The sequence below is a fragment of the Micromonospora trifolii genome, from assembly GCF_050516465.1.
In the GTDB taxonomy this organism is placed as follows: domain Bacteria; phylum Actinomycetota; class Actinomycetes; order Mycobacteriales; family Micromonosporaceae; genus Micromonospora; species Micromonospora trifolii.
The window spans coordinates 4,083,141-4,109,579 of sequence record NZ_CP191526.1 but is presented as its reverse complement, the minus strand read 5'-3'; the positions used below and the strand labels follow the sequence as shown (position 1 = coordinate 4,109,579).

Here is a 26,439-nt window from a genome sequence, read left to right as displayed (position 1 = left end):
TGGTCGAGCCTAACCAATCTCGCCCCCGGGGGCGTGGCCCGGCTCACCGTCCCGGCGGACGGGCGGCTCGGGTGGACGTCGGGCCGGCCGCCTAGACTCGCAAGGGTGCTGAATCGGATCGACCTGCGCGACGGTCTCGGTGACCCGCGCCGCCTGCTGCCCCGTGCCCAGCTCGACGTGTCCGTCGCCGTCGAGCGCATCCGGCCCTTGGTGGAGGCGGTCCGTGAGCATGGGTACCCAGCGATCCGGGAGGCCAGCGTTCGGTTCGACGGCATCTCCCCGGAGGTGCTGCGGGTGCCGGTCGAGGCGATCACCGAGGCGGAGGGCGTGCTCGACCCGGCGGTGCGTGCCGCGCTGCTGGAGTCCATCGCCCGGGCCCGTCGGGTGCACGCCGACCAGCGGCGCACCGACCACACCACGAAGGTGGTGCCCGGCGGCACGGTCACCGAGCGGTGGCTCCCGGTCGACCGGGTCGGCCTCTACGTGCCCGGCGGCCTGGCGATGTACCCGTCGACGGTGGTGATGAACGTGGTGCCCGCCCAGGCGGCCGGGGTGCGCTCGCTGGTGGTGGTCAGCCCGCCGCAGAAGGACAACGGCGGCCTGCCCGACCCTCGGGTGCTCGCCGCGTGCGCGCTGCTCGGCGTCGACGAGGTGTACGCCGTGGGCGGGGCCCACGCGGTGGCGATGCTGGCGTACGGCGCGGCGGTGGACCCGGCTGGTGAGCTGCGGTGCGACCCCGTCGACCTGATCACCGGCCCCGGCAACATCTGGGTGACCGCCGCCAAGCGGCTGCTGCGCGGCGTGGTCGGCATCGACGCCGAGGCCGGGCCGACCGAGATCGCCATCCTGGCCGACGACACGGCCGACCCGGCGCACGTGGCCGCCGACCTGATCAGTCAGGCCGAGCACGACCCGCTGGCCGCGAGCGTGCTGGTCACCCCGTCGGTGGCGTTGGTCGAGGCGGTCGAGGCGGAGTTGGCCCGGCAGGTGCCGGCGACCAAGCACACCGAGCGGGTCACCACGGCGCTGACCGGTGAGCAGAGCGGCGTGGTCCTGGTCGACGACCTCGAGGCGGGGCTGCGGGTGGTCGACGCGTACGCGGCCGAGCACCTGGAGATCCAGACGGTCGACGCCCGGGAGTGGGCGCTGCGGGTCCGCAACGCCGGGGCGATCTTCGTGGGCGCCTGGTCGCCGGTGTCGCTCGGTGACTACTGCGCCGGCTCCAACCACGTGCTGCCCACCGGCGGTTGCGCCCGGCACTCCTCCGGCCTGTCCGTGCAGTCCTTCCTGCGCGGCGTGCACCTGATCGAATACACCGAGGCCGCGCTGCGCGAGGTGGCCCCGCACGTGGTCACCCTGGCCAACGTGGAGGACCTGCCCGCGCACGGCCAGGCGGTCCAGGCCCGTTTCCCGGGAGGGTCGGCGTGAGCGAGCGCACCAGCCGGCTTGGTCGACCGATGCGTCACGCCGCCTCGTCGCGAAGCGGGGAGGCGGCGTGACCAGCCTGGACGATCTGCCGATCCGGGCCGACCTGCGGGGGTTGTCGCCGTACGGGGCGCCGCAACTGGACGTGCCGGTGCGGCTCAACACCAACGAGAACTCCCACCCGGTGCCGGAGCCGGTGGTCGAGGCGATCGGCAAGGCGCTCGCTGCCGAGCTGCGTGAGCTGAACCGCTACCCGGACCGGGACGCGGTGGCGCTCCGCGCCGACCTGGCCGAATACCTCGGGCACGGGCTCACCGTCGAGCACGTGTGGGCGGCCAACGGCTCCAACGAGATCCAGCAGCAGCTGCTCCAGGCGTTCGGCGGGCCGGGGCGCACCGCGCTCGGCTTCGTTCCGGCGTACTCGATGCACCCGCTGCTGGCCCTCGGCACCAGCACCCGCTGGGTGCCCGCCGCGCGCGGCGTCGACTTCGGGCTGACCGCCGAGGAGGCGGTCGCCCAGGTCCGCGAGCACCGCCCGGACGTGGTGTTCCTCTGCTCGCCGAACAACCCCACCGGCACGGCACTGGACCCGGCGGTGATCGCCGCGGTGCTGGACGTCGCGCCCGGCATGGTGGTCGTCGACGAGGCGTACGCCGAGTTCGCCCGGCCCGGGACGGTCAGCGCCCTCGCGGTGCTGCCCGGCCACCCGCGGCTGGTGGTCACCCGGACGATGAGCAAGGCGTTCGGCTTCGCCGGCGGCCGGCTGGGTTACCTGGCCGCCGACCCGGCGGTGGTGCGGGCGGTGCAGCTCGTCCGTTTGCCGTACCATCTCTCCGCGCTCACCCAGGCCGCCGCACGCGCGGCGGTGGCCCACCGCGATGCCCTTCTCGGTACGGTGAGCGCGATCATGGCGCAGCGGGACCGGATCGTGGCGACGCTGCGCGAGCGGGGTTTGCGGGTCGCCGACAGCGACGCCAACTTCGTGCTCTTCGAGGTGGGCGGCGACCAGACCATCGTCTGGAACGCCCTGCTGGCGCAGGGGGTGCTGGTCCGTGACGTCGGCCTGCCCGGCTGGCTGCGGGTGACCGCCGGCACCGCCGCCGAGACCGACGCCTTTCTTTCTGCAATGGAGACTTCGCAATGAGTCGGACCGCCCGGGTGGAACGGATCACCAAGGAGACCAAGGTCCTCGTCGAGATCGATCTCGACGGCACCGGCGCCGCCGAGATCAGCACCGGCGTCGGCTTCTACGACCACATGCTGCACCAGATCGCCCGGCACGGCGGCTTCGACCTGACCGTGCGCACCGTGGGTGACCTGGAGATCGACGCGCACCACACGATCGAGGACACCGCGCTCGCCCTGGGTGCGGCGTTCGACCAGGCGCTGGGCGACAAGGCCGGCATCCGGCGGTACGGCTCGGCGACCGTGCCGATGGACGAGGTGCTGGTCCGGGCCGCGGTGGACCTCTCCGGTCGGCCGTACGTGGTGCACGACGAGCCGGTGCTCGCCCCCTACATCGGGCCGGTCTACGCGACCAGCATGACCCGGCACATCTGGGAGTCCTTCGGCCAGGCGGCCCGGGTAACGCTGCACGTCGACGTGCTGCGGGCGGCCCGGCCGGGTGGTCACCCGGACGCGCACCACGTGGTGGAGGCGCAGTTCAAGGCGGTCTCCCGCGCGTTGCGCGAGGCCACCTCGATCGACCCGCGTTCGGCCGGGGCGATCCCGAGCACGAAGGGCGCGCTCTGATGAGCGCGAGGAGTGCAGCGCAGCGGAGCCCCGCAGTCGCGAATGGAAGGCTGCTCTGATGGGTGCCGCGTTGCCGACGTTGCTGCTGATCCTGGCCGGGGTGCTGGTGGGTGGCACCTGGTCGCTCTACCGGCAGGGCGCGCCGAAGGCCGCCGTGCTGATCACCGCGGTGCTCGCGGTGCTCGCCACTGTCGCCGGGGTGCTGCGGCTGCTGCCGGAGAACGGGTGATCGGGGTGACGACATGAGTGACGTGGTGGTGCTCGACTACGGCTCGGGCAACCTGCGCTCGGCGGAGCGGGCGCTGGCCGCCGCCGGAGCGGACGTCCGGGTGACCGACGACCTGGCCGCGGCGGCTGCCGCCGACGGTCTGGTGGTGCCGGGTGTGGGCGCGTACGCGGCGTGCATGGCGGGGATCGAGGCTCTGGGCGCCGGCCCGGTGATCGCCGAACGGGTGGCTGCTGGCCGGCCGGTGCTCGGCATCTGCGTGGGCATGCAGGTGCTGTTCGAGCACGGCGACGAGCACGGCGTGGTGACCAAGGGGCTGGGGCTGCTGCCCGGCGGGGTGACCCGGCTGGCCGCCACCCGGTTGCCGCACATGGGCTGGAACACGGTCCGGGCACCCCGGGAGTCGGTGCTGTTCGCCGGGTTGACGGAGCAGAGCCGCTTCTACTTCGTCCACTCGTACGCGATGGGCGACCCGGCGGCGCTGGCCGCCGCCGGTGCCACGGTGACCACCGCCCACCACGACACGGATTTCGTCGCGGCGGTGGAGCGTGGCTCGTTGTCGGCGGCCCAGTTCCACCCGGAGAAGTCCGCCGACACCGGTGCCGCGCTGCTGCGCAACTGGCTCGCCACGTTGCCCAGCGGTGACTGAGCGCCGTCGCGCGGTGCCCGAGCGGCGGGCGTCGCGGTGAGCCGGGAACGCGCTCGCCGGCGTGCGGAGCGGGAGGCGGAGCAGGCTCGGGAGCGGGCGGTACGGCAGCGCCAGGTCGCCCGCCGGCAGCGCCGTCGCGCGGTGGTCCGCGGCTTGACGCCGCGGCTGCGGCGGGGTCGCTCCGGGCGGCTGGCCCGGCACACTCGGGGTGAGCGGGCCGCGATCGTGCTGCTCACCGGCGCGGCGTTGCTCCTGATCTGGACGTTCGTCGACAACCTGGCGTTGCGTATCGCGCTGATCGTGCTCTTGCTGCTCGTACTGCCGGCGATCGTCGTGATCGCCCTGGACCGTCGTACCTGATCGAGGAGAAGACCTTGAGCCTCACCCTGTTACCCGCCGTGGATGTCGCTGACGGCCGGGCCGTCCGGCTCGTGCAGGGCGCCGTCGGAAGCGAGAGCATCTACGGCGACCCGTTGGACGCGGCGCTGGCCTGGCAGCAGGACGGCGCGGAGTGGATCCACCTGGTCGACCTGGACGCGGCGTTCGGTCGGGGCACGAACGCGCACCTGCTCGCGGAGGTGGTGCGGCAGTTGGACGTGAAGGTGGAGCTCTCCGGGGGCATCCGTGATGACGAGTCGCTGCGCGCGGCGTTGGGCACCGGTGCGGCCCGGGTGAACATCGGGACCGCCGCCCTGGAGGACCCGGTCTGGTGTGACCGGGTGGTCGCGGAGTACGGCGACCGGGTGGCCATCGGGCTGGACGTGCGGGGTCACACCCTGTCGGCGCGGGGTTGGACCCGCGACGGCGGTGACCTGTACGAGGTGTTGGAGCGGCTGGACAAGGCGGGCGCGAGTCGGTACGTGGTCACCGACATCACCAAGGACGGCACGATGCGCGGGCCGAACCTGGATCTGCTGGGCGAGGTGTGTGCCCGTACGGACCGGCCGGTGATCGCCTCGGGTGGGGTGTCCACCCTGGACGACCTGCGGGCGTTGGCGACTCTGGAGTCGGCCGGGGTGGAGGGCGTGATCGCCGGCAAGGCGCTCTACGCGGGTGCCTTCACGGTGGCCGAGGCGCTGCGGACGCTGGCCGAGGCGTGACGACGACCCGGCTGGGGTCGGGTGGCCCGTGGGAGCAGCGTTACGGGTACTCCCGGGTGGTCCGGGCCGGTGAGCGGGCCTGGACGGCCGGTTGCACGGCGACGGTGGACGGCCGGGTGGTGCACGTCGGTGACGCGGCCGCACAGACCGCGCAGGCGCTGCATATCGGGCTGGCCGCGCTCGCCGAGGTGGGTGCGGAGCCGGGTGATGTCGTCAGGACCAGGATGTACGTGACGGACCGGCTGCACGCCGACGAGGTAGGTCGGGCGCACAACGCGGTCTTCGGCGCGGTCCGGCCGGCGGCCACCCTGGTGGTGGTGGCCGGTCTGCTGGACCCGGAGCACCTGGTCGAGGTGGAGTTGGAGGCGTACCTCGGCGATCGCTGAGGTACGCGCCCGAGCGGCCTGCTGGTCGTCCTGCGGCCCGATAAGTTGTGCACAACTTAATTGTGGGCTACGGTTCAGCGGTGACCGATGACCTGGTGCTGCGCCGGCAGGTGTGCTTCGCGCTCTACGCCGCGTCGCGCGCACTGACCGACGTCTACCGGCCGATCCTCGAAGAGGTCGGGCTGACCTACCCGCAGTACCTGGTGCTGCTGGTGCTCTGGGAGCGTCCCGACGACGCCCCCACGGTGTCCGAGTTGGGCACCGAGCTGCGACTGGACTCCGGCACGCTCTCCCCGCTGCTCAAGCGGCTGGAGGGGGCGGGCCTGGTGGTGCGGCGGCGGTCGGCCCGCGACGAGCGGCGGGTCGAGGTGGGCCTCACCGAGCAGGGCCGGGCGCTGCGCGAGCGGGTCTGCGACGTCCCGCTGCGGATCGCGCAGGCCACCGGGCTGGGCTTCGACGAGCTCGTCGCGCTGCGCGACACCCTCACCCGGGTCACCGACACCATCCATCGACAGAAGGAGCAGTGACGATCATGCAGGTTATCTACACCGCGTCCGCTACCGCTTCCGGCGACGGCCGGGACGGCCACGTCGAGACCTCCGACGGCACGTTCGCGCTCGACCTGGCCGTGCCGAAGGAGATGGGCGGCGCCGGTGGGGCGGCCAACCCCGAGCAGCTCTTCGCCGCCGGTTACGCGGCCTGCTTCCACAGCGCGCTGCGGCTGGTGGCCCGCCGGGCCAAGGCCGACGTGACCGGTTCCGTGGTCGGCGCCGAGGTGGGCATCGGCCCGAACGGCAGCGGCGGCTTCGGGCTCACCGTGCAGCTCGTCGTCGACCTGCCCGCCGCGCCCCGCGAGGTCGCCGAGCAGCTGGTCGAACAGGCCCACCAGGTCTGCCCGTACTCCAACGCCACCCGTGGCAACGTCGACGTCACGCTGACCGTCCGCGAGACCCTGTCCGCGTGACCTCGCGGCCCCAGGCCCCCATCCGCGGACGAGAGGACGACCACCCCGTGACCAGCAACCGCGAGATCCACCTGGCCAGCCGCCCCCAGGGCTGGCCCACCGAAGACACCTTCCGGCTCGTCGAGACCGAGGTCCCGACGCCCGGACCGGGCCAGATCGTGGTCCGCAACCAGTACATGTCCGTCGACCCGTACATGCGCGGACGGATGAACGACGTCAAGTCGTACGTGCCGCCGTTCGCGCTCGACGCGCCGCTCGACGGCGCCGCGATCGGTGAGGTGGTGGCCAGCGAGGCGGCGGACATCGCCGTCGGGACCACCGCCCTGCACGGGCTGGGCTGGCGGGAGTACGCGCTGCTCGACGCCGCCGCGGCCCGCCCGGTCGACCCGAGCATCGCCTCGGTCAGCGCGTACCTGAGCGTGCTCGGCATGACCGGTTTGACCGCGTACGCCGGGCTGCTGGAGGTGGCCGCGATGAAGCCCGGCGAGACGGTCTTCGTCTCCGCCGCGGCCGGCGCGGTGGGCAGCCTGGTCGGCCAGATCGCCAAGCTCAAGGGCGCCGGCCGGGTGATCGGCAGCGCCGGCTCGCCGGCCAAGGTCGAGCGGCTGCGGGCGCTGGGCTTCGACGCCGCCTTCGACTACCACGACGGGGTCCGCGAGTCGCTGCGGGCGGCCGCCCCGGACGGCATCGACGTCTACTTCGACAACGTCGGCGGTGACCACCTGGAGGCCGCGATCTCGGCCATGAACCTGCACGGCCGGGCCGCCATCTGCGGCATGATCGCGCAGTACAACGCCACCGAGCCGCCGGCCGCACCGCGCAACCTGGCACTGGTCATCGGCAAGCGGCTCACCCTGCGCGGCTTCCTGGTCAACGACCACAACGACGTGCGGGCGGCGTTCGTGCGCGACGTCGCGGGCTGGCTGCGCGACGGCACGCTGTCCTACGACGAGACGATCGTGGACGGCATCGAGAACGCCCCGGCCGCGTTCCTCGGCCTGCTGCGCGGCGACAACCTCGGCAAGATGCTCGTCCGCGTGTGACGCAGACCTCTCTCACGGCGGTCGACCCGATCGGGTCGACCGCCGTGCCGTGTGCGGAGGATAGGCTCGCGGCATGACGGTGGCGGTACGGGTGATCCCCTGTCTGGACGTGGACGCCGGGCGGGTGGTCAAGGGGGTCAACTTCCTCGACCTGCGTGACGCCGGCGACCCGGTGGAGCTGGCCGCCGCGTACGACCGGGCCGGCGCGGACGAGTTGACCTTCCTCGACGTCACCGCGTCCTCCAGCGACCGGGGCACCATGCTCGACGTGGTGCGCCGCACCGCCGAGTCGGTGTTCATCCCGCTGACCGTCGGCGGTGGGGTCCGGCAGGTCGCCGACGTGGACACACTGCTGCGCGCCGGGGCGGACAAGGTCGGCGTGAACACCGCCGCCATCGCCCGTCCGGAGCTGATCGCGGAGATCGCCGACCGGTTCGGCCGGCAGGTGCTCGTGCTCTCCCTCGACGTGCGACGGTCGCCGAACGGCGGCACGCCCAGCGGCTTCGAGGTCACCACGCACGGCGGCCGGCGCGGCACCGGCATCGACGCCGTGTGGTGGGCGCACCGGGGCGCCGAGTTGGGCGCGGGCGAGATCCTGCTCAACTCGATGGACGCCGACGGCACCAAGGCCGGCTTCGACCTGGAGCTGATCGCCGCGGTACGCGCGGTGGTGGACGTGCCGGTGGTGGCCAGTGGGGGCGCCGGCGAGGTGGCCCACTTCCCGCCCGCGATCGGCGCCGGCGCGGACGCGGTGCTCGCCGCCAGCGTCTTCCACTTCGGCGAGCTGACCGTCGCCGAGGTCAAGGACGCGCTGCGCCTCGGCGGCCATCCGGTGCGCTGAGCCGCTCAGCGCTCGCCGGAGTGCCCCTCCGGTGACCGACGCGGGGTGGGGATCGAACGGACCGCGTACTCCTGGACGGCAGCCGCGTGGTCTGCCTCGTCCAGGATCCAGTCCGCGCTGCCGGGCGCGTGCCGACGGGTCAACACACCCTGCACGGTGTCCACCATGGTCGCCACACCCGCGCGGGGGCGGGTACGCCACAGCTGCTCACCCTCGGCGGTGATCCGGAACCAGCCGTCGGCGACGCTGACCAGCCCGGCGCCGACCAGCCGCTGGACCGCGGCCTCCACCTCGTGTCGCTGCGGAATCGCGTGGTTGAGGTGGTCGGCGGTGGAGAGCACGTCGGTCAGGCGGACACCCTCCGGCCGCCGGCTTGTCGCCGACCGACGGTGCCGTCCGGCCCCGCTCGCGATGACGAGCGACACGAAGATCCAGGCGTCCGTCCAGCGCCAACCGTTCTCCCCCATGCAGAGATGATGACGGCGCGCGTCGCGGAAGGGAACACCCACCCTCCAACCGGTACCTGGCACCACCGCCACGTACCGGTTCGCGGACGGTCGGTGAGGGTTCAGCCGGCGGGGGTGGCCGGTGCGGCGCTACCCGGCGGGGGTGCGGCGCTGTCCTGCGCGGTGCCCTCCGGCACGGCGAACAGCGGGATGAAGAACTGGGCCAACGGACCGATGGCCAGCGCGTACGCGACAGTGCCCACGCCGACCGTGCCGCCGAGCAGCCAGCCCAGGGCCAGCACGGTGACCTCGATGACGGTGCGCACCAGCCGGACCGACCGGCCGGGCCGGCGGGCCACGTACCCGGTCATCAGACCGTCGCGGGGGCCTGGCCCCAACCGGGCGCCGAGGTAGAGAGCGGTGGCGGCGCCGTTGGCGACGATCCCGGTGACCAGCATCGCGATCCGGACGCTGAGCGGGCCACCCGCGGGCAGCAGGGCCAGTGTGGCGTCCACGACCAGGCCGATCACCACGACATTGCTGACCGTGCCGAGGCCGGGCCGCTGCCGCAGCGGGATCCAGAGCAGCAGGACCAGCGCGCCGACGCCGATGGTGACCGTGCCGAAGGAGAGCCCGGTCAGCTCGGAGAGCCCCTGGTGGAACACGTCCCACGGGTCGAGGCCCAGGTGGGCGCGGATCATCAGGGCCATGCTGACGCCGTAGACCGTGAGCCCGAGGTAGAGCTGGACCAACCGTCGAACCGGCCGGTGCCGCAGATTGCCAAGCAGTGCCATGCATGCCACCCTAGGTGCCAATCCTCGTCGAGGAAGAAGCCAATATCCGAGGAGTGGCTATGACCGGGCAGGTGCGAGGCGTCCAATTGGCCCGTCTGCTCGGGCAGTGGCATGCCCTGCCGGGCCGCCGCCGCAGCCCCGACTACGCCGCGCTGGCCGGCTCGGTGCGCGGGCTGCTCGCCGACGGCCGGCTGCCGCTGGGCGTCCGCCTCCCGGCGGAACGGGACCTGGCCGAGGCGCTCCGGATCAGCCGGACCACTGTCACCGCCGCCTACCGGCAGCTGCGCGAGACCGGGCACCTGGCCAGCCGGCGGGGCGCCGGCAGCTGGACGATGCTGCCCGGCAACCACCGGGTGGCCAGCACCGGCCTGTGGACCCCGCTGGACGACCGGGAAATGCTCGACCTCGGCGTCGCGGCGCTGGCCGCCCCGCCGCAACTGCTGTCGGCAGCGCGGGCCGCCACCGAGGACCTGCCCCGCTACCTGAGCGGGGCCGGTTACCACCCGACCGGCATCATCGAGCTGCGCGAGGCGGTGGCCGACGCCTACACCGCCCGGGGTCTGCCCACCACAGCCGACCAGATCATGGTCACCAGTGGCACCCAGCACGCACTGGATCTGGTGCTGCGGCTCGCCCTGGCCCCGGGCGGCACCGTGCTGGTCGAGTCCCCGACCTACCCCAACGCCCTCGCCGCGCTGGCCGGCCGGCGGGCCCGGATCACCACCCACGGTCTGGCCGCCGACGGCGGCTGGGAGCCCGACCTCCTGCTGGGCAGTCTCCGACAGACCCGGCCCAAGCTGGCCTACCTGATTCCGGAGTTCCAGAACCCGACGGGGCACCTGATGCCCGCCTCGCTGCGCGAGCGGGTGGTGGCCGCCGCGCACGCGGTCGGCACCGACCTGATCATCGACGAGTCCTTCGTGGACCTGTCGATGGACGGCACCGAGGTGCCACCCCCGGTCGCCACCTACGACCGGCACAGCCGGGTGGTCAGCATCGGCGGGATGAGCAAGCCCTACTGGGGTGGCCTGCGGATCGGCTGGGTACGCGCGTCCGCGCCGCAGGTGCAGCGGCTGGCCGCCGTGCGGGTCGGGGTCGACATGGCCAGCCCGGTGCTGGACCAACTGGTCGCGGTGCACCTGCTCGCCGACGCCGAGGCCATCGTCGCCGACCGCCGCGTCCAGTTGGCCGTCCAGCGGGACGCCCTGCTCGGCGCGCTGGCGCACCAACTGCCGGAGTGGCGGGTCACCGTGCCACGGGGTGGCGTGACGCTCTGGGCCGAGTTGGACGGCCCGGTCTCGAGCGCGCTGGCCCGGGCCGCGGAGGAGGTCGGCATACGGCTGGCCCCCGGCCCCCGGTTCGGTCTGGACGGCACCCTGGAGCGCTTCCTGCGGCTGCCCTTCACCCTGCCCGCGGCGGACCTCGTGGAGGCCGTCGGACGGATCGCGGCGATCCGCTACGACCTGGACCGCGCCGGCCGCCAGCGGTGGCGCGAACCGGCTGTCATCGCCTGAGCGCCCCCGCTGCCACGAACGCCGGTGGCCCCGCACCCGGGCGGGTGCGGGGCCACCGGCGACGCGTCAGAGTTCGGCGAGGGTGCCCGCGTACATCTTGTCGATCTCGGCGGCGAAGTTGCTCTCCACACCACGCCGCTTGATCTTCAACGACGGGGTGATCTCGCCGTCCTCGATCGTCAGGTCGCGCGGCAGGATGGCCACCTTCTTGATCGTCTCCCAGCGGTTGAGCTTGGCGTTGAGCTGGGCGACGTACTCCTCGACCATCGTCTGGGCCTCAGCCGACGCGACGATCTCGGTGTAGCTGCGCCCTTCGAGGGGGCCGCCGGCGACCCAGCCCCGGATCGCGTCCGGGTCGAGGGTGACCAGCATCGTGCAGAAGTTGCGGGCCTGACCGACGACGACCGCCTGCGAGGTGTACGGGCAGATGGCCTTGAACATGCCCTCGATGTGCGACGGCGCGATGTACTTGCCGCCCGAGGTCTTGACCAGGTCCTTCTTGCGGTCGGTGATGCGGAGGTAGCCCTGCTCGTCGAGGGTGCCGATGTCACCGGTACGGAAGAAGCCGTCCTCGGTGAACGAGGCGGCGGTCTCCTCCGGCAGGTTGTGGTAGCCGCGCATCACCGGCCGACCCCGCACCAGGATCTCCCCGTCGGTGTCGATCTTGCACTCCAGGTCGCCCATCGCCCGGCCCACGGTGCCGATCCGCAGCCCGGCCGGGGGGTTGACGAAGTTGCCGGCGCTGGTCTCGGTCAGGCCGTAGCCCTCGGAGATCGGCAGGTTCGCGGCGGCGAAGAAGGTGGCGATCTCCGGACTGAGCGGCGCGGCGCCGGACACCAGCACCCGCATCCGGCCGCCCAGGCGGGCCTGGAGCTTGCTGAACACCAGCTTCTCGGCCAGCCCGTAGCGCAGCTTCAGCCCGGCCGGCACCGGCTTGCCGGCCTGCTCCAGGGTGACCTTCTCCTTGCCGACGCCGACGGCCCAGCCGAAGATCTTCGCCTTCGCGCCGCCAGCGCCCTGCGCGGTGGTCACGGCCTTGTTGTAGACCTTCTCGAACACCCGGGGAGCGCCGCACATCAGCGTTGGACGGATGACCGAGAGGAGGTCGACCAGTTTGTCCACCCGCCCGTCGACGTAGGTGGGCAGGCCGACGTGGATGGCGCCGCAGAGCAGGGTCTTGCCGAACGAGTGGGCCAGCGGCAGCCACAGGTACTGAAGGTCGTCGTCGCGCAGCAGCCCGACCTCCGCCTGCGCCACGGCCTCCCAGCACCAGCCGCCGTGCAGCAACTCGACGCCCTTGGGTTGGCCGGTGGTGCCGGAGGTGTAGATCAGAGTGGCCAGGTGGTCCGGGCCGATGCCGGCCACCAGCATGTCGATCAGCTCCGGCTCGGCGGCCAGCGCCTGGGTGCCGCGCTCCTCCAGGTCGGCGAGCGTCAACTGCGCGATCGGGGCGTTCGGATCGACGGCGCCGTCGAGGAGCACCACGTGGGTGAGCGCGGGCAGGGTCGCCCCGGCGATCTTCGCCGCCTGGGCCGGGTTCTCCGCGAACAGCACCTTCGACCCGGAGTCGGCGATGATGTACGTCGCGTCGGCCGGCTCGGTGGTCGGGTAGACGGTGGTGGTCGCGCCGCCGGCGCACATGATGCCGAGGTCGGCGATCACCCATTCCAGCCGGGTGTTGGCGAGGATCGCGACCGGGTCCTCCTGGCCAACGCCCAGGCCGTGCAGGCCGGCGGCGACCGCCTTGGCGCGCTGACCGACCCGCGCCCAGGTCAACCAGACGGGCCCCGAGTCGTCGGGGTTCGGGGACGCGAACGCGTTCCGGTCGGGGGTGGCCGCCACGCGCTTGAGGAACATGTCCGGGATGGAGCGGTACGGTACATCGAGAGCCATCGCTGTAGCCGCCTTCGGGGGTGGTGGCGTGACGGTCGTCACGTCATGATGGTTACCGAAGAGTATTGCCTGTCGCCGTGCATCGGCTAGCCCTGGTGATCGTCCGGCCGGCCCATCCCACCAACCGGTACGGCCGATCAGGCGTACCGGGCAGCCACCACTGACCAGTCGTAGGTGGCCCGGACCCAGTTGCGCCGGGCGGTCAGGGCGTCGCGGATTCCGTCGTCGCCGGCGGCGCGCAGCGCCTCCTCCGCGTCCAGATACGTCGCCAACCCCTGGTTGAACCGGTGTGCCGCACTCCGGAGCGCGGTCACCTCGTCCTCGTCGCTGTCCTGGGCGATCACCGTGACCAGGTTGTGCGCGTCCGGGTCGACCTGGCTCTCCTTGCCGTAGGAGAAGAGGTCGTTGCACCAGCAGACCAGGTCCACCGCCAGCAGGTCCAGGGCGACCAGCCCCGGGTGGGCGCGCTGGGCTGGCCCGGAGGGCCGGGTCGACGCCAGGTCGGTCAGTGTCAGGCAGGGGTGCACGCCGCCGATGTGCCGGCGCAGCTGCACGTACTCCGCCACCTCGGGTACGCGCCGACGTTCCCGGTTGCCCGCCTCCCACAGCAGCGCCAACAGGTACTCGCGCATCTGGCTGACGAACCGCAGCAGCAGTCCGGCGTGATCGTGCAGTCGGGTCCGGCGGCACAGGTCGTGCAGCGCGTCACCCAGTGGCCCGACGGCGGGCGGTACGACGTCCGGGTCACCACACCGGTCCAGCACGTCGAGCAGGGTGCTGATCGCCGGGCCCAGTCGGGCCGGGTCGGCGCCGAGGCCGTCCTCGTCGCAGGCGTCGTCCATCACGAAAAGCCAGCTGATCAGGTCTGTGAGCAGCCGCAGGCCCTCCACGGAGCCGTCCGGGCAGGCGCGGCCGGCCAGTCCGGCGGCGTCGGCCCGTTCCAGGCGGTGCACACGTTGGCTGGAATCGACCAGCCCGAACGCACGCGCCCACTCGATGCTCTCACCCGCCACCTGGTCCGTGGCTCCGTGGCGTCCCGTGGGAAACGGGGGTTCCCGCAGCGCCGAAATCGCGAAGTCCCGCACAATGCGCCCCCACTCCGTGCCGCCCGGCGCGGAGCGGCGCGGTGAAGCGTACGGGAGGGGGTATCAGCGTGTTTCGCTGGGTGTGGGAAATTCCACAGTCGTTTGGTGACCGTTTACGCACACATAGTCACATGCCCAGGTTGGCGGCCCGTAGCCGCCGAGCCGCCTCCGTCGAGCCGTTCAGTTGGACCCGGGCCACCCGTTGCCGGCCGGAGAGGAACAGCACCAGCTCGGCCGGGGCGCCGACCAGGCGCAGTGGCTCACCACCGCGACCGAGGGAGATCTCACCGTGGCCGGGTGCCTGCACGTAGAGGTCCGCTGGAAAACGCCGCAGTGCCAGCCGAGCCATCGGGGCCGCGCGTTTCCAGAGCGCGCTCTGCAGGCCGGTGGACAGATCGCGCGGCTGCCACCCGGAGCCGGCTCGCCGGACGTCCTCGTGGTGGATGAAGAACTCCATCGTGTTGGCCAACTCGTCGGTCAGCGGGTTGCTGACCGGGCTCCACAGCGGCGGCCGGCGCACCTGTGCCACCAGTTCGGGGTAGGGCCGTGCGGCGAGTCGCCGACGGACCCGCTCGGCGTAGCCGCGCAGCGGCGGCAGCACGATCCCACCCGCCGCGTCCGGACGGCGCTCCCGCAGCACCAGATGCGCCGCGAGGTCACGGGTCGCCCAGCCCTCGTTGATGGTCGGGGCGTCCGGCCCGAGGGCCAGTAGAAGATCGGCCAGCGCCTCGCGCTCGGCTCGGGCGTACCGCGGCATGGCCCGATCGTAGGCCCGGCGGCCCGTCGGCGCGCGACAGCGGACGCGGGTCGGCGCCTGCGGCAAGCCGCCGTCCGGTACGTGATGGTCGACATATCCAGTCAGGGTCGGCGGCACTGGCCCCGACCGGTAAGGATGAGGGAGATAATTGCGGCTTACGGCGGGGGAGAGCGTGGCGAGCAAGACAAGTCGGGACGTTCTCAGTCGAGGGCTGGGGGTCCTGCGGCAGGCGATCCGTGAGCAGCCGAGGATCTTCTCGGTGGCGGTCGTCGGCAGCGTGCTCTTCGGCGGGATGATCATTGTCAGCGCACGGGTGGTCGGCTCGGTCATCGGAGAGGTGGCGCTCCCGGCCATCGAACGCGGCGAGGTGGGCGCCGGCACACTGGCGCTGGCCGCGGCCGCGTTGTTCGGGATCAGCGTGCTGCGGGTGGCGGGCATCTTCGGCCGCCGGCTCGGCGCCGGCTACATGCAGTACCGCCTCCAGGCCTCGTACCGCCGCAGGGTGACCCGTCGGTACCTGGAGCTGCCGCTGTCCTGGCACCACCGCAACTCCACCGGCACCCTGCTGTCCAACGCCAACTCCGACGTGGAGGCGGCCTGGTACCCGATCGCGCCGCTGCCGTTCGCCGTCGGCACGTTGGTGATGCTGGTCGGCGCGATCGTGTCGCTCTTCGCCACCGACTGGGCGCTCGCCCTGGTCGGGCTCGCGGTCTTCCCCGCGCTGTTCGCGCTCAACGTCGTCTACTCCCGCCGGATGGCCCCCCGGCAGGCCCGGGCGCAGCGTCTGCGCGCCGAGGTCAGCGGGATCGCCCACGAGAGCTTCGACGGCGCCCTGGTGGTCAAGACGATGGGCCGCGAGGCCCAGGAGACCGCCCGGTTCGCGGGCCGCGCCGGTGAGCTGCGCGACTCGCTGATCGCGGTCGGCCGGCTGCGTGGCATCTTCGACCCGCTGCTGGAGACGCTGCCCAGCCTCGGCACCCTCGCGGTACTGGTGGTCGGGGCGTTCCGGCTGCGCCAGGGCGCGATCAGCGTGACCGAGCTGGTCAGCGTGGCCTTCCTCTTCACCGTGCTGGCGTTCCCGGTGCGGGCCATCGGTTGGGTGCTGGCCGAGCTGCCGCGCAGCGTCGCCGGCTGGGACCGGGTGCGCCGGGTGCTCGACGCCACCGGCGAGATGCCGTACGGGCAGCGGGTGCTCGACCGGGCCGGCGCCGGCCCGGCCACCCTCACCTTCGACGATGTGCACTACTCCTACCCGCCGGCCGAAGCGCACCCGCCCGGCGCGCAGGTCCTCGGCGAGGTCGGCTTCACGGTGCCGTCCGGTCGGACGGTGGCCCTGGTGGGGCCGACCGGCGCCGGCAAGTCCACCATCGCCTCGCTGGCGGCGCGCCTCGTCGACCCGGACTCCGGCACGGTGAGCCTGGACGGCGTGGACGTGCGCGAGCTGACCTCGGCGTCGCTGGCCGGCACGGTGGCCCTGGTCGCCCAGGTGCCCTTCATCTTCGACGACACGGTCCGCGCCAACATCGCCCTCGACCGGTCCGGTGTCGACGACGAGGTGGTCTGGGCGGCGTTGCGGCTGGCCGAGGCGGACGGTTTCGTCGCCGCGCTGCCCGACGGCCTGGACACCATGGTCGGCGAGCGGGGCACCTCGCTCTCCGGCGGTCAGCGGCAGCGGCTCACCCTGGCCCGCGCGCTGGCCGGTCGACCGCGCCTGCTGGTGCTCGACGACGCGACCAGCGCTGTCGATCCTCGAGTGGAGGCGGCCATCCTGGCGGGGCTGCGGTCGTCGACCACGGAGGCGGGGGCCCCGGCCGCGTCGATCCTGGTGGTTGCGTACCGCCGGGCCACCATCGCGCTCGCCGACGAGGTCATCTACGTGGAGCAGGGACGGGTGGTCGCCCGGGGCACCCACAGCGAGTTGTTGGCCACCGTGCCCGGCTACGTCGACCTGGTCACCGCCTACGAGCAGGCCGAGGTGGAGCGGGCGCAGGAAAGTTCGTACGGCGACGACGTGGCGCCGCTGCCGTCGGGCCTGGAAATCGAGGTGGACCGGTGAGCGCGAGGAGTGCAGCGCGGCGGAGCCCCGCAGTCGCGAACGAAAGGTGGGCCCGGTGAGCGCGACTACGGAAACGATTGACGAGCAGGAGGCCCGGCAGGAGACGACCTGGCAGACCCTGCGTCGGGGCCTGGCGCTCTCGCCGGAGCTACGGATCGGTCTGGCCGGCACGTTGGCCTTGGCGTTGGTCTACATGGTCGGTCGGGTCGCCGTGCCGGTCGCCGTGCAGCAGGGCATCGACCGGGGCCTCGTCGGTGGTCTGAATCTGAACGTGGTCTGGACGGTGGTGGCGATCACCGCGGCGATCCTGACGGTCACCACGATCTGCGGCTACCTGATGATGCGCCGGCTGTTCACGGTCAGCGAGACGGCGCTGGCCAACGTCCGGACGCGCGCGTTCCGACACGTGCACGACCTGTCGATGTTGCACCAGCAGTCGGAGCGGCGGGGTTCGCTGGTCTCGCGGGTCACCAGCGACGTCGACCAGATCACGCAGTTCCTCCAGTGGGGCGGGGTGATCCTGCTGGTCAACCTCGGTCAGCTGGTGGTCACCACCGCCGTCATGCTGGCGTACTCCTGGCAGTTGACCCTGGTGGTGTTGGCCGCGTTCCTGCCGGCGGTGTTCGTCATCCGGCAGCTGCAGAGCCGCCTCGGCACGGCCTACGCGACGGTGCGCCAACGCACCGGGACGTTGCTCGGCGCGATCGGCGAGAGCGTGGTGGGCGCGCCGGTGATCCGGGCGTACGGGATCGCCGGGCGTACCGAGCGGCGGCTGGACGAGGCGATCGACCGGCAGCGGCTGGCGCAGCAGCGGGCGATCCGGATCAGCATCGTGGGCAGCTCCGTCGGGGAGTTGGCGGCGGGGCTGGCGCTGGCCGGCGTGGTGGTGCTCGGCGTGCTGTTGGGGGTGGACGGCACGCTGTCGATCGGCCAGCTGACCGCGTTCCTCTTCCTGGTGACGCTCTTCATCCAGCCGGTGCAGATCGCCACCGAGGTGCTCAACGAGGCGCAGAACGCGATCGCCGGCTGGCGTCGGGTGCTGGACGTGCTGGACGTCGCCCCGGACGTGGCCGACCCGGGGGAGCAGGGGCGGGAGCTGCCGGGCGGGCCGCTGGACATCCGGTTCGCAGGTGTGCGGTTCGCCTATCCGGGTGGTCCGCCCGTGCTGCACGACATCGACCTGGAGATTCCGGCGAAGAGCCGGGTGGCGGTGGTCGGTGAGACCGGCAGCGGCAAGACCACGTTCGCCAAGTTGCTGACCCGACTGATGGACCCGTCGGCCGGGGCGGTGCTGCTGTCCGGGGTGCCGCTGACCGACGTCCGGTTCGACTCGCTGCGCTCCCGCGTGGTGATGGTGCCGCAGGACGGGTTCCTCTTCGACGCGACGGTGGGGGACAACGTCCGGTTCGCCCGGCCGGAGCTGACCGACGAGCAGTTGACCGCCGCCTTCACCGAGCTGGGCCTGTCGGACTGGCTGGAGGGCCTGCCGGCGGGCCTGGACACCCCGGTCGGGGAGCGCGGCGAGGCGCTCAGCGTCGGGGAGCGCCAACTTGTCGCGTTGGCCCGCGCGTACGTGGCCGACCCGGACCTGCTGGTGCTCGACGAGGCGACCAGCGCGGTGGACCCGGCGACGGAGGTGCGGCTGCAACGCACGCTGGACGCGGTCACCCGGGGTCGGACCACCCTCGCCATCGCGCACCGGCTCTCCACGGCGCAGGCCGCCGACGAGGTGATCGTGGTGGACCGGGGTCGGGTGGTGCAGCGCGGCCCGCACGACGAGCTGGTCCGCGACGCCGACTCGGTGTACGCCCTGCTCTACGCCTCCTGGTTGGAACAGACCCGGTGAGGTGCGCGGTGTGGTGGACGCCGACGGGCGGGTGCTCTAGGCTCCGGGTTAGGTAAGCCTAACCTCTGAAGGAGGTCGCGCCCATGCGGCCCAACTCCGCCGAGATCGTCCGTACCCTCGTCGCCGGCCGCCTGCCCGGCCTCGTGCACCTGGCCCACCGGCCGGGCCCGCACCACGCCCGGCATGTCACCGACTCGGACGGGCGGGTGCTGCTGCTGGTGCCGGTGGCCAGCCACCTGGCCGCCGCCCTGCAACCGGCTGCCGGGGGCAGCGACGTGGCGGTGGTGCTCGACGTGCTCGACCTGCCGCCCGCCGCCGGCGCGCCCGGCCTGGGTCGCGCCTGGGTGTCCGGCTGGGCGGCCGAGCTGCGCGGCGACGAGGCCCGCCACGCGGCAGTTGAGTTCGCCGCTGTGGAGCCGACCGGCGACCTGCTCGACCTGGGCACCCGGTTCCGGCTGTTCCGCTTCGAGGTGGTCGAGGTCCGCTGGGAGCGGGCCGGCGCCGTGCAGCGGATCGACCCGGTGGAGTACGCCGAGGCCGAGCCGGACCCGGTGCACCCGGTCGAGGCCCGCCTGCTCGCCGACCTCGCCGAGTGCCACGGCGCCCAGGTGACGGAGTACCTGCGCCGGCAGCTCGGGTTGACCGAGCAGACCCCGGACGGGCCACCCCGGGTGGTGCGCATCGACCGCTACGGGCTGGTGGTGGCCCTCGGCCAACCCGGTGCCCGGCGTCGGGTCCGGCTGGCCTTCCCGGGCCCGGTCGCCGACCCGGCCGAGCTGCCGCAACTGCTGCGGCCGCTGCGACTCAAAGTCGACGCCCGCCCGCCCCGCTGACCGCCCCCGCGCCGCGCCCCGCCCCTCGCCGCCGATCTTGCACTTTCGGTCGTCGATACGCGTGGTGTGTCCCTCTGGTCGGGGCAGAAAGTGCAAGATCGCGAGGGGTGTACGGGATCGGCGCTGTCGCGTCAGCTTGGCAGCGGGCCGGTGAGGTAACGCTGGATCGTGGGGCCGATCGCGGCCACCAGGGTCTCCGGGTCCGCCGAGGCGACCGGCTCAAGGCGCACCACGTGCCGCATCATGGCCAGGCCGATCATCTGGGTGGCCACCAGGGAACCCCGCAGCGGTAGCTCGGCCGGATCGACGTCGAGGTTCTCCAGCACCCGGCGCAGCACCTGGGTGGTGACGAACTCACGCAGCAGTCGAGCGGTCCACTCGTTGCTCACCGCGGAGCGCAGCAGTGCCTGGGCGGCACTGCCGGTCGGGGAGTCCCAGACGCCGAGGAAGATGCGCACCATCCGCTCACCGACGCCGTCCCGGTCGCCGGCGAGCACCTTCGGCACCAGCTGACCGGGGTCGACCGGAAAGTTCATCGCGGCCAGGAAGAGCTGGTCCTTGCTGCCGAAGTAGTGGTGCACCAGCGCCGGGTCGACCTGCGCCGTGCCGGCGATGCCCCGGATGGAGGCGGCGTCGTAGCCACGTTCCGCGAACGCCGTCCGCGCCGCGTCGAGAATCGCCTCCCGGGTGCCCGGTTTGCCGGGTCGCCGGCCGGTCCGCCGCGTCATCGCCGCCCTTCGTTCGTCCGCCTCGGCCCGTCGTGGGTCGGCCCGGCCCACGCCGGGGTCGGCTGCCGCGCTGGCCGCCGCCCCCGGCGCTTGCGGTCAGCCGCTGCGTCGGCGCAGGGTGGCCGCCGCGAGCACCAGCGCCAGCACCACCGCGCCCAACACCACCGCCACGTCGCGCCACATCCGGCCGGTCGGTTCGGTGTGGGCGCCGACCTCCTGCAACGCCTCGATGGCGTACGACAGGGGGAAGGCGTCACTGAGCGCCTGGAGCCAGCCGGCCATCTGGTCGCGGGCCACGAACAGCCCGCAGAGCAGCAGTTGGGGGACCACCACGACTGGCAGGAACTGTACTGCCTGGAACTCGGTGCGCGCGAAGGCACTGCACAGCAGCCCGAGGGCGACGCCGAGCACGGCGTCGAGCACGGCGATCCCGAGCACCAGCCCGATGCTGCCGGCGGTCTCCAGATCGAAGACCCAGTACGCCACCGCGGCGGCGACGGCGGCCTGCACGGCGGCGGCCAGCCCGAACGCGATGCCGTACCCGAAGAGCAGGTCGAGCTTGCCCAGCGGTGTGGTGAGCAGCCGCTCCAGCGTGCCCGAGGTGCGTTCCCGCAGCATGGCGATGCTGGTCACCAAAAACATGATCACGAAGGGGAAGATGCCGAGCATCACCAGCGCGATCCGGTCGAAGGTGGTCGGCTGACCGGGCGGGGTCGGTTGGTCGGCGTACATGAAGTAGACCAGCGTGAGCAGGACGGCCGGCACCACCACGAGCAGCGCGATGGTCCGCCGGTCGTGCCGGAGCTGACGCAGGATGCGGCCGGTGGTGGCGGCGAGAATTCGCGGGTTCATGCTGTCTCCCGTGCGGCTGTCGCGTCGGTGCTGGTGGCGGCGGTCTCGCCGGCCCGGATGAGCCGCAGGAACGCCTCGTCGAGGTCGTCCACGCCGGCGGCGGCGCGGATCGCGGCCGGGCTGTCGTCGGCGATCAACCGACCCTGGCGGATCAACAGCAGTTGGTCGCAGCGCGCCGCCTCGTCCATCACGTGGCTGGACACCAGCAGGGTGGTGCCGGCGGCGGCCATCGCGTGGAATCGGGCCCACAGGTCGGCCCGCAGCACCGGGTCCTGGCCGACGGTCGGCTCGTCGAGGATGACCAGCTCCGGCTCCCCGACCAGGGCGCACGCCAGCGAGGCTCGGCTGCGTTGACCGCCGGAGAGGGTGCCGACCAGTTGACCGGCGGCCTCGGACAGCCCGACATCGCTGATCGCCCGGTCGGCCTCGACGCGCCCACGCCCGTACAGGGCCGCGAAGTAGCGGGCGTTCTCCCGGACGGTCAGGTCGGCGTAGACGCTCGGCGCCTGGGTCAGGTAGCCCACCCGGTGCCGCAGCGCGGGGGTGCCCGCCGGTTGACCGAGCACGGTGACGGTCCCGCCACTGACCAGCTGCACCCCGACCACCGCCCGCATGAACGTGGTCTTGCCACTGCCGCTCGGGCCGAGCAGCCCGGTGACCGCGCCGCGCGGGATCCGGCAGCTGATGCCGTCCAGCACCCGCCGCCCACCCCGGTCCACGACCAGGTCTCGGACGGCTATCGCATCGTCCATCACGCACCTCCACAGAAACTCATCACCTGTTGAACTCAACGCTAGATGAAATACTGCGCCGGGCGCAATGCCCGCACCGGTGTCCGGCTGCCGACCGTCGCGCGGAGCGCGAGAACGGGCAGTAGGCTCCGGACCGGACACGAAGTCCGCCAACGGGCATTGCGCGCCGATCGGACGTACGGCACGATGGCGCGGTGGGTCACGCTCCGTTACCGGATAGCGGTTTTCTTGAGGATTGGGCCGCGCGGTTGCGGCAGGCCGCCGAGCGGCCGGTCGTCGGCATTCTGTTGCGCGGCAGCCACGCCCGCCGCGCCGCCACCGCGCACAGCGACGTCGACCTCGACGTGTTGGTCGGCGGCGCCCCGTACGCGGTCCGCCGGGCCTACCTGGCCGAGTCCGCAGGCCAGGTCACTCACGTTTCGGTGGCCGCCCGGGACGTCCGGTCCTGGGTGCACCGACTCGGCGAACCGGCCGACTGGGCCTTCGGGCTGCCAGTCACCGCGCCGGCGCGGCTGCTCTGGGCCGACCCGCACTGGCGGCCCCGGATCGACCTGCCGGTGCTCTGCCAGCCCGCCGAACCGCCCCGACTGGAAGAGATGATCGCCACTCTGGGTAAGGCCGCCGCCGCCCGCGCGGCCAGCGACCGCCTCGGGGTCCGGCTCGCCGTCGCCGACCTGGCGCGGCTCTGTCCCTCGGTGTTGCGCCCGGCCAACCCCTCCGTGCGGGTCCACTCCCGCCGCGCGGCCTTCGCGGCGGCCCTGGAACTACCGGTGGCCCCACCCGGCTACCGGACGGACATGCTGCTCTGCCTCGGGCTGCGCCCGGGCGCCACCGGGCAGCTCTGGGCCGCCGCCGTACGGCTGGTCGCCGGCACGCTGCCGCTGATCCGGCCGTACGCAGAGGAGATCGCCGACACGGCCGGCGCGGACCTGGCCGCCGCCCTGGTCGACGGCCGGCTGGACCGCTACGTCGCCCAGCTGGCCCGGCCGGCCGCGCCCCCGCCGCAGCCCGGGCCCTTGTCGCAGCCCCGGCTTTCGCGGCAGCCCCGGCTCTCGGGGCCTCCGCCGCAGCCCTGGCGGGAGCGGTCGGCGGTGCCCGCGCCGCGTGCGGGAGAATTGGTGACTGTGCCCGTACCTGACCCGCCGGTGACCGGCGTCCCCAGCGATCCGAACGAGCTGCCCGCGCCCGCGCCGGCGCGCCCGTCCCGGCTCGACCCGGCCATAGCGGCCCAGCTGCGCCGCACCGCCGACGGTCTGGTCGCCGCAGTGGTGCGTGCGCACGACTCCGGTGAGGTGCTGATGGTCGCCTGGATGGACGACGAGGCGTTGCACCGCACCCTCACCACCGGCCGGGCCACCTACTGGTCGCGCAGCCGCCGCGAATACTGGGTCAAGGGCGCCACCTCCGGGCACCACCAGTACGTGCGGTCGGTCGCCCTGGACTGCGACGGGGACGCGCTGCTGGTGAGCGTGGACCAGGTCGGCGCGGCCTGCCACACCGGGCACCGGACCTGCTTCTTCACCGAGCTGCCCGTCACCGGGACGGAGGCGCCGTGAGCGCGAGGAGTGCAGCGCAGCGAAGCACCGCAGTCGCGACCGAAAGGCAGGTCGGCTGATGACCGACGGCACCCTCAGCCCCGACCTGGCCACCTTCACCGCGCTGGCTGCCGACTGGCGGGTGGTGCCGGTCACCCGGCGACTGCTGGCCGACGCGGAGACCCCGGTCGGGGTCTACCGGAAGCTGGCCGGTGGACCGGGCACGTTCCTGTTGGAATCGGCCGAGCAGGGCGTCGGCTCGGCCGGCATGGCCTGGTCGCGGTACTCGTTCATCGGCGTACGCAGCAGCGCGACCCTGATCGAGCGCGACGGCGTGCCGACCTGGCTGGGCCAGCCGCCGGCCGGGCTGAGCACCGAGGGTGACCCGGTGCGGATGCTGCGGGAGACGGTGGCCGCGCTGGCCGGCCCGGTCGGGGACCCGTCCGACGGTCTGCCGCCGCTGACCGGGGGCATGGTCGGCTACCTCGGCTACGACCTGATCCGGCGCTTCGAGCGGTTGCCCGAGCTGACCGAGGACGACCTGGGCGTCCCGGAGCTGGGCATGATGCTCGCCACCGATCTGGTGGTGCTCGACCACTACGACGGCTCGGCGATCCTGGTCGCCAACGCGGTGCTGCCGCCGTTGGACGCCCCAGACCGCGCCCCGCAGGTCGCCGCCGCCTACCACCACGCGGTGGGCCGGTTGGACGCGATGACCACGGCGCTGTCCCGGCCCATCCCGCCGATGATCTCCACGGTCGAGCGTCCGCCGGCCGGCGAGGTGCTCTGCCGTACGCCCGACGGCGGCTACCCGAAGGCGGTGGAGGCGGCCAAGGAGGCGATCCGGGCCGGGGAGTGCTTCCAGATCGTGCTCTCCCAGCGTTTCGAGCGGACGACCCACGCCGACCCGCTGGACGTCTACCGGGTGCTGCGCACCAGCAACCCCAGCCCGTACATGTACCTGCTGCGCTTCGACGGGTTCGACATCGTCGGCTCGTCCCCGGAGGCGCACCTGAAGGTCACCGGGGCCGCGGACGGGCGCCGCCGGGCGTTGTTGCACCCGATCGCCGGCACCCGGCCGCGGGGCGGCACCCCCGCCGCCGATGCCGCGCTCGCCGCCGAGCTGCTCGCCGACCCGAAGGAACGGGCCGAGCACGTGATGCTGGTCGACCTCGGCCGCAACGACCTGGGTCGGGTCTGTCAGCCCGGCAGCGTGGAGGTGCCCGAGTTCGCCACCATCGAGCGGTACAGCCACGTCATGCACATCGTCTCCACCGTCACCGGCACGCTGCGTGACGACCAGAGCGCCTTCGACGCGCTGGCCGCGACCTTCCCGGCCGGCACGCTCTCCGGGGCGCCCAAGGTGCGCGCCATGGAGATCATCGAGGAGTTGGAGCCGGTTCGTCGTGGCCTCTACGGCGGCACCGTCGGCTACTTCGGCTTCGGCGGCGACCTGGACATGGCGATCGCCATCCGGACCGCGCTCATCCGCGACGGTCGCGCGTACGTCCAGGCCGGGGCGGGGGTGGTCGCCGACTCGGACCCGGCCGCCGAGGACCAGGAGACGCGCAACAAGGCCGCGGCCGTGCTGGCCGCGATCGCGGCCGCCGAAACCCTCCGGCCCGCCCGTTGAGCGGCGGGGAGCGGTCCGTCGTGGGCCGGCGCGCGTTGACGTACGCCGTGCTGCTCTGCCTCGCCGGCGCGGGCCTGGCGCTGTGGGCCGCGACGCGTAGCTGGTCGGTCGAGCTGACGGTACGTCCGGCGCCGCTGCCGCCGGTGCGTGACACCCGCAGCGGTGCGAGCCTGCTGCCCTGGCTGCCGGCGTTGGCCCTGGTGACCTTGGCCGGGGGTGGCGCGGTGCTGGCCACCCGGGGCCACCTGCGTCGGGTGCTCGGGGTGTTGCTCGGCCTGCTCGGGCTGGCCGTGGCGGCCGGTGGCGGGTACGGGCTGGTGGCCGACGTGGGTGGCGCGGTGAGCCGGCAGTGGCCGGCGCTCTGCCTGCTCGGCGGCCTGCTGGCCGCCGTGGGCGGCTGGTGGACGGCGATGCGTGGCGGTGACTGGCCGGCGATGGGCGCCCGGTACGAACGTCCGGCGCGGACCGCTCCGGAGGCCGCGTCGGCGCAGAACGACCCCGCCGGGCCGCCGACGCCGTTGGCGGGGCGGCGGACCACCGAGGCGTGGGACGCGCTGGACCGGGGCGAGGACCCTACGGCCGACTGACGCGGTGGCCGACTGGCGTCAGCCGACCGGCTGGCGCTCCCACTGGGCGTGGCTACTGGTGGCGCGGGCGGCGGTCAGCTCGGCGACCAGGCGGTTCAGCTCGGCGCGTTGGTCGGCGCGGGCCCGGTCGGCGCAGACCGCCTCCCAGGCGTTGCCCCGGGCCGTCCGCACCCGTCCCTCGCCTACCACGGCTCGTTCCACGGTGTGCACCACTCCGACGGCGAGCGACGCCACCGTCCGCGAGATGGTGGTCAGTCCGATGGTCGGGTGCGGCTCGGAAATGCTCATGGTCACCTCGCACGAGGAGTTGCTGCGGTCGGGGCAGGCGCGCCATCGAGTCTGCCCGAGGACGATGCTCGCCGGTCGACGTTTCGCCGCGGTGACCGCCCGGTCAACTGTCTCGCCTCGGCCGTGACCAGGCACCGTCCGTTTGGCCTTGAGCTTGCTCACAGCATCGACCGACATAACTGCGGTCGGGCGCGGAGGGGAAACTGGTGGCATGATCGATGGATCGGCCCGGTCTGACTGCGGCCGTCAGGCTCCATACCGCGTGACGGTGGTCGATACCGGAGGTGGCGCTGCGTGACAACCCCTTCACGGCAAGTCGGCCATTATGCCGCAGCCCTTTTCGTGAGCAGCGCCATACCCCCGGCATTCGGTGTCGGTCGGCTGCCCCTAGCATCGGCCCATGACGCCCGGAGAGGGGAGTCCGTTCGTGACTGCTGAGCATGCGCACGCGGAG

The 26,439-nt window shown here is 72.9% G+C and carries 28 protein-coding genes and 1 pseudogene; 20 read left to right on the top strand and 9 right to left on the bottom strand.

Annotation, left to right across the window (positions count from 1 at the left end; genetic code table 11):
- The first annotated feature begins 105 nt into the window (after positions 1–105).
- The 12 genes from hisD (at position 106) to hisF (ending at position 8,386) form a co-directional block, all read left to right on the top strand.
- Positions 106–1,428, top strand: a complete 1,323-nt coding sequence (hisD, locus tag ACQRWP_RS18965; RefSeq protein WP_430496547.1) for a histidinol dehydrogenase — start codon at positions 106–108, stop codon at positions 1,426–1,428.
- A gap of 67 nt (positions 1,429–1,495) precedes the next feature.
- Positions 1,496–2,569: a histidinol-phosphate transaminase gene (locus tag ACQRWP_RS18960; protein WP_430496545.1), complete on the top strand. Its 1,074-nt coding sequence runs from the start codon at positions 1,496–1,498 to the stop codon at positions 2,567–2,569.
- Positions 2,566–3,177, top strand: a complete 612-nt coding sequence (gene hisB / locus ACQRWP_RS18955; RefSeq protein ID WP_030334475.1) for an imidazoleglycerol-phosphate dehydratase HisB — start codon at positions 2,566–2,568, stop codon at positions 3,175–3,177. The genes ACQRWP_RS18960 and hisB overlap by 4 nt, the downstream gene beginning before the upstream one ends.
- A gap of 58 nt (positions 3,178–3,235) precedes the next feature.
- The gene (locus tag ACQRWP_RS18950) at positions 3,236–3,406 is read left to right on the top strand and encodes a hypothetical protein (protein ID WP_357259611.1); all 171 of its coding nucleotides are present in this window, start codon (positions 3,236–3,238) and stop codon (positions 3,404–3,406) included.
- Between the two features lie 13 nt (positions 3,407–3,419).
- Positions 3,420–4,052: an imidazole glycerol phosphate synthase subunit HisH gene (hisH, locus tag ACQRWP_RS18945; protein ID WP_355580911.1), complete on the top strand. Its 633-nt coding sequence runs from the start codon at positions 3,420–3,422 to the stop codon at positions 4,050–4,052.
- 36 nt (positions 4,053–4,088) lie between these two features.
- Positions 4,089–4,412 (top strand): hypothetical protein, encoded by a 324-nt coding sequence (locus ACQRWP_RS18940; RefSeq protein WP_430496542.1) that lies wholly within the window; start codon positions 4,089–4,091, stop codon positions 4,410–4,412.
- 14 nt (positions 4,413–4,426) lie between these two features.
- The gene (gene priA, locus ACQRWP_RS18935; RefSeq protein WP_238680161.1) at positions 4,427–5,152 is read left to right on the top strand and encodes a bifunctional 1-(5-phosphoribosyl)-5-((5-phosphoribosylamino)methylideneamino)imidazole-4-carboxamide isomerase/phosphoribosylanthranilate isomerase PriA; all 726 of its coding nucleotides are present in this window, start codon (positions 4,427–4,429) and stop codon (positions 5,150–5,152) included.
- Positions 5,149–5,538, top strand: coding sequence for a RidA family protein (locus tag ACQRWP_RS18930; RefSeq protein ID WP_425698771.1), 390 nt, complete (start codon positions 5,149–5,151; stop codon positions 5,536–5,538). The genes priA and ACQRWP_RS18930 overlap by 4 nt, the downstream gene beginning before the upstream one ends.
- A gap of 80 nt (positions 5,539–5,618) precedes the next feature.
- The gene (locus ACQRWP_RS18925) at positions 5,619–6,065 is read left to right on the top strand and encodes a MarR family winged helix-turn-helix transcriptional regulator (RefSeq protein ID WP_430496540.1); all 447 of its coding nucleotides are present in this window, start codon (positions 5,619–5,621) and stop codon (positions 6,063–6,065) included.
- A gap of 5 nt (positions 6,066–6,070) precedes the next feature.
- Complete coding sequence (locus tag ACQRWP_RS18920) at positions 6,071–6,502, top strand: organic hydroperoxide resistance protein (RefSeq protein ID WP_430496538.1); 432 nt, start codon at positions 6,071–6,073, stop codon at positions 6,500–6,502.
- A gap of 47 nt (positions 6,503–6,549) precedes the next feature.
- The gene (locus tag ACQRWP_RS18915) at positions 6,550–7,545 is read left to right on the top strand and encodes an NADP-dependent oxidoreductase (RefSeq protein ID WP_430496536.1); all 996 of its coding nucleotides are present in this window, start codon (positions 6,550–6,552) and stop codon (positions 7,543–7,545) included.
- 73 nt (positions 7,546–7,618) lie between these two features.
- The gene (hisF, locus tag ACQRWP_RS18910) at positions 7,619–8,386 is read left to right on the top strand and encodes an imidazole glycerol phosphate synthase subunit HisF (protein WP_112582731.1); all 768 of its coding nucleotides are present in this window, start codon (positions 7,619–7,621) and stop codon (positions 8,384–8,386) included.
- A gap of 5 nt (positions 8,387–8,391) precedes the next feature.
- On the opposite strand, the gene ACQRWP_RS18905 is transcribed toward hisF, so the two are convergent.
- Entirely contained in the window at positions 8,392–8,853 is a 462-nt protein-coding gene (locus tag ACQRWP_RS18905; protein ID WP_357712758.1) for a hypothetical protein, read from the bottom strand.
- A gap of 101 nt (positions 8,854–8,954) precedes the next feature.
- A complete protein-coding gene (locus ACQRWP_RS18900; RefSeq protein ID WP_430496533.1) occupies positions 8,955–9,626 on the bottom strand; it encodes a YczE/YyaS/YitT family protein in 672 nt (223 codons plus the stop codon).
- 59 nt (positions 9,627–9,685) lie between these two features.
- Between ACQRWP_RS18900 and ACQRWP_RS18895 the strand changes: the two genes are divergently transcribed.
- Positions 9,686–11,140 carry a PLP-dependent aminotransferase family protein gene (locus tag ACQRWP_RS18895; protein WP_430496531.1) on the top strand — a complete coding sequence of 485 codons (1,455 nt, stop codon included), beginning with the start codon at positions 9,686–9,688 and terminating at the stop codon, positions 11,138–11,140.
- Positions 11,141–11,206: 66 nt separating this feature from the next.
- Here the strand turns inward: ACQRWP_RS18895 and ACQRWP_RS18890 are convergent, their stop codons facing one another.
- The 3 genes from ACQRWP_RS18890 to ACQRWP_RS18880 all read right to left on the bottom strand — a co-directional run bounded on the left by ACQRWP_RS18890 (position 11,207) and on the right by ACQRWP_RS18880 (position 14,875).
- The gene (locus ACQRWP_RS18890) at positions 11,207–13,033 is read right to left on the bottom strand and encodes an AMP-dependent synthetase/ligase (protein ID WP_430496529.1); all 1,827 of its coding nucleotides are present in this window, start codon (positions 13,031–13,033) and stop codon (positions 11,207–11,209) included.
- A 137-nt stretch (positions 13,034–13,170) separates the two neighbouring features.
- Positions 13,171–14,046 carry a terpene synthase family protein gene (locus ACQRWP_RS18885; RefSeq protein WP_430496527.1) on the bottom strand — a complete coding sequence of 292 codons (876 nt, stop codon included), beginning with the start codon at positions 14,044–14,046 and terminating at the stop codon, positions 13,171–13,173.
- Positions 14,047–14,245: 199 nt separating this feature from the next.
- Positions 14,246–14,875, bottom strand: a complete 630-nt coding sequence (locus ACQRWP_RS18880; RefSeq protein WP_430496525.1) for a TIGR03085 family metal-binding protein — start codon at positions 14,873–14,875, stop codon at positions 14,246–14,248.
- A gap of 172 nt (positions 14,876–15,047) precedes the next feature.
- On the opposite strand from ACQRWP_RS18880, the gene ACQRWP_RS18875 reads away from it, so the two are divergent.
- From ACQRWP_RS18875 to ACQRWP_RS18865, 3 genes are all read left to right on the top strand, one after another.
- On the top strand, positions 15,048–16,931 hold the full coding sequence (locus ACQRWP_RS18875; RefSeq protein ID WP_430496523.1) for an ABC transporter ATP-binding protein: 1,884 nt from the start codon (positions 15,048–15,050) through the stop codon (positions 16,929–16,931).
- Between the two features lie 55 nt (positions 16,932–16,986).
- Entirely contained in the window at positions 16,987–18,777 is a 1,791-nt protein-coding gene (locus tag ACQRWP_RS18870) for an ABC transporter ATP-binding protein (RefSeq protein ID WP_430496521.1), read from the top strand.
- 83 nt (positions 18,778–18,860) lie between these two features.
- Entirely contained in the window at positions 18,861–19,610 is a 750-nt protein-coding gene (locus ACQRWP_RS18865; RefSeq protein ID WP_430496520.1) for a DUF2470 domain-containing protein, read from the top strand.
- A 131-nt stretch (positions 19,611–19,741) separates the two neighbouring features.
- On the opposite strand, the gene ACQRWP_RS18860 is transcribed toward ACQRWP_RS18865, so the two are convergent.
- From ACQRWP_RS18860 to ACQRWP_RS18850, 3 genes are all read right to left on the bottom strand, one after another.
- A complete protein-coding gene (locus tag ACQRWP_RS18860) occupies positions 19,742–20,338 on the bottom strand; it encodes a TetR family transcriptional regulator (protein ID WP_430496519.1) in 597 nt (198 codons plus the stop codon).
- A 96-nt stretch (positions 20,339–20,434) separates the two neighbouring features.
- Positions 20,435–21,190, bottom strand: a complete 756-nt coding sequence (locus tag ACQRWP_RS18855; protein WP_430496517.1) for an ABC transporter permease — start codon at positions 21,188–21,190, stop codon at positions 20,435–20,437.
- Positions 21,187–21,942 (bottom strand): ABC transporter ATP-binding protein, encoded by a 756-nt coding sequence (locus tag ACQRWP_RS18850; protein ID WP_430496516.1) that lies wholly within the window; start codon positions 21,940–21,942, stop codon positions 21,187–21,189. Before ACQRWP_RS18850 ends, ACQRWP_RS18855 begins: the two co-directional genes overlap by 4 nt.
- A 596-nt stretch (positions 21,943–22,538) precedes the next feature.
- Between ACQRWP_RS18850 and ACQRWP_RS18845 the strand changes: the two are divergent.
- The 4 genes and pseudogenes from ACQRWP_RS18845 to ACQRWP_RS18830 all read left to right on the top strand — a co-directional run.
- Positions 22,539–22,775: pseudogene (locus ACQRWP_RS18845) on the top strand (phosphoribosyl-AMP cyclohydrolase); the annotation flags it as partial.
- Between the two features lie 291 nt (positions 22,776–23,066).
- On the top strand, positions 23,067–23,498 hold the full coding sequence (gene hisI / locus ACQRWP_RS18840) for a phosphoribosyl-AMP cyclohydrolase (RefSeq protein WP_112582823.1): 432 nt from the start codon (positions 23,067–23,069) through the stop codon (positions 23,496–23,498).
- 58 nt (positions 23,499–23,556) lie between these two features.
- Positions 23,557–25,110 carry an anthranilate synthase component I gene (locus ACQRWP_RS18835; RefSeq protein WP_430496515.1) on the top strand — a complete coding sequence of 518 codons (1,554 nt, stop codon included), beginning with the start codon at positions 23,557–23,559 and terminating at the stop codon, positions 25,108–25,110.
- Positions 25,107–25,697 carry a Trp biosynthesis-associated membrane protein gene (locus tag ACQRWP_RS18830; RefSeq protein ID WP_430496513.1) on the top strand — a complete coding sequence of 197 codons (591 nt, stop codon included), beginning with the start codon at positions 25,107–25,109 and terminating at the stop codon, positions 25,695–25,697. The genes ACQRWP_RS18835 and ACQRWP_RS18830 overlap by 4 nt, the downstream gene beginning before the upstream one ends.
- Before the next feature lie 18 nt (positions 25,698–25,715).
- On the opposite strand, the gene ACQRWP_RS18825 is transcribed toward ACQRWP_RS18830, so the two are convergent.
- Positions 25,716–25,985 carry a hypothetical protein gene (locus tag ACQRWP_RS18825; RefSeq protein ID WP_430496511.1) on the bottom strand — a complete coding sequence of 90 codons (270 nt, stop codon included), beginning with the start codon at positions 25,983–25,985 and terminating at the stop codon, positions 25,716–25,718.
- Positions 25,986–26,439: the final 454 nt, after the last annotated feature.

What these genes read in the sequence shown, in the direction of transcription:
- ACQRWP_RS18865 (WP_430496520.1), top strand. Translation starts at nt 18,861, where the DNA reads ATGCGGCCCAACTCCGCCGAGATCGTCCGTACCCTCGTCGCCGGCCGC.
- ACQRWP_RS18890 (WP_430496529.1), bottom strand. Translation starts at nt 13,033, where the DNA reads ATGGCTCTCGATGTACCGTACCGCTCCATCCCGGACATGTTCCTCAAG.
- ACQRWP_RS18905 (WP_357712758.1), bottom strand. Translation starts at nt 8,853, where the DNA reads ATGGGGGAGAACGGTTGGCGCTGGACGGACGCCTGGATCTTCGTGTCG.
- ACQRWP_RS18850 (WP_430496516.1), bottom strand. Translation starts at nt 21,942, where the DNA reads ATGGACGATGCGATAGCCGTCCGAGACCTGGTCGTGGACCGGGGTGGG.
- ACQRWP_RS18860 (WP_430496519.1), bottom strand. Translation starts at nt 20,338, where the DNA reads ATGACGCGGCGGACCGGCCGGCGACCCGGCAAACCGGGCACCCGGGAG.
- ACQRWP_RS18855 (WP_430496517.1), bottom strand. Translation starts at nt 21,190, where the DNA reads ATGAACCCGCGAATTCTCGCCGCCACCACCGGCCGCATCCTGCGTCAG.
- ACQRWP_RS18920 (WP_430496538.1), top strand. Translation starts at nt 6,071, where the DNA reads ATGCAGGTTATCTACACCGCGTCCGCTACCGCTTCCGGCGACGGCCGG.
- hisB (WP_030334475.1), top strand. Translation starts at nt 2,566, where the DNA reads ATGAGTCGGACCGCCCGGGTGGAACGGATCACCAAGGAGACCAAGGTC.
- hisF (WP_112582731.1), top strand. Translation starts at nt 7,619, where the DNA reads ATGACGGTGGCGGTACGGGTGATCCCCTGTCTGGACGTGGACGCCGGG.
- ACQRWP_RS18950 (WP_357259611.1), top strand. Translation starts at nt 3,236, where the DNA reads ATGGGTGCCGCGTTGCCGACGTTGCTGCTGATCCTGGCCGGGGTGCTG.
- ACQRWP_RS18900 (WP_430496533.1), bottom strand. Translation starts at nt 9,626, where the DNA reads ATGGCACTGCTTGGCAATCTGCGGCACCGGCCGGTTCGACGGTTGGTC.
- ACQRWP_RS18825 (WP_430496511.1), bottom strand. Translation starts at nt 25,985, where the DNA reads ATGAGCATTTCCGAGCCGCACCCGACCATCGGACTGACCACCATCTCG.
- ACQRWP_RS18880 (WP_430496525.1), bottom strand. Translation starts at nt 14,875, where the DNA reads ATGCCGCGGTACGCCCGAGCCGAGCGCGAGGCGCTGGCCGATCTTCTA.
- hisH (WP_355580911.1), top strand. Translation starts at nt 3,420, where the DNA reads ATGAGTGACGTGGTGGTGCTCGACTACGGCTCGGGCAACCTGCGCTCG.
- ACQRWP_RS18835 (WP_430496515.1), top strand. Translation starts at nt 23,557, where the DNA reads ATGACCGACGGCACCCTCAGCCCCGACCTGGCCACCTTCACCGCGCTG.
- ACQRWP_RS18895 (WP_430496531.1), top strand. Translation starts at nt 9,686, where the DNA reads ATGACCGGGCAGGTGCGAGGCGTCCAATTGGCCCGTCTGCTCGGGCAG.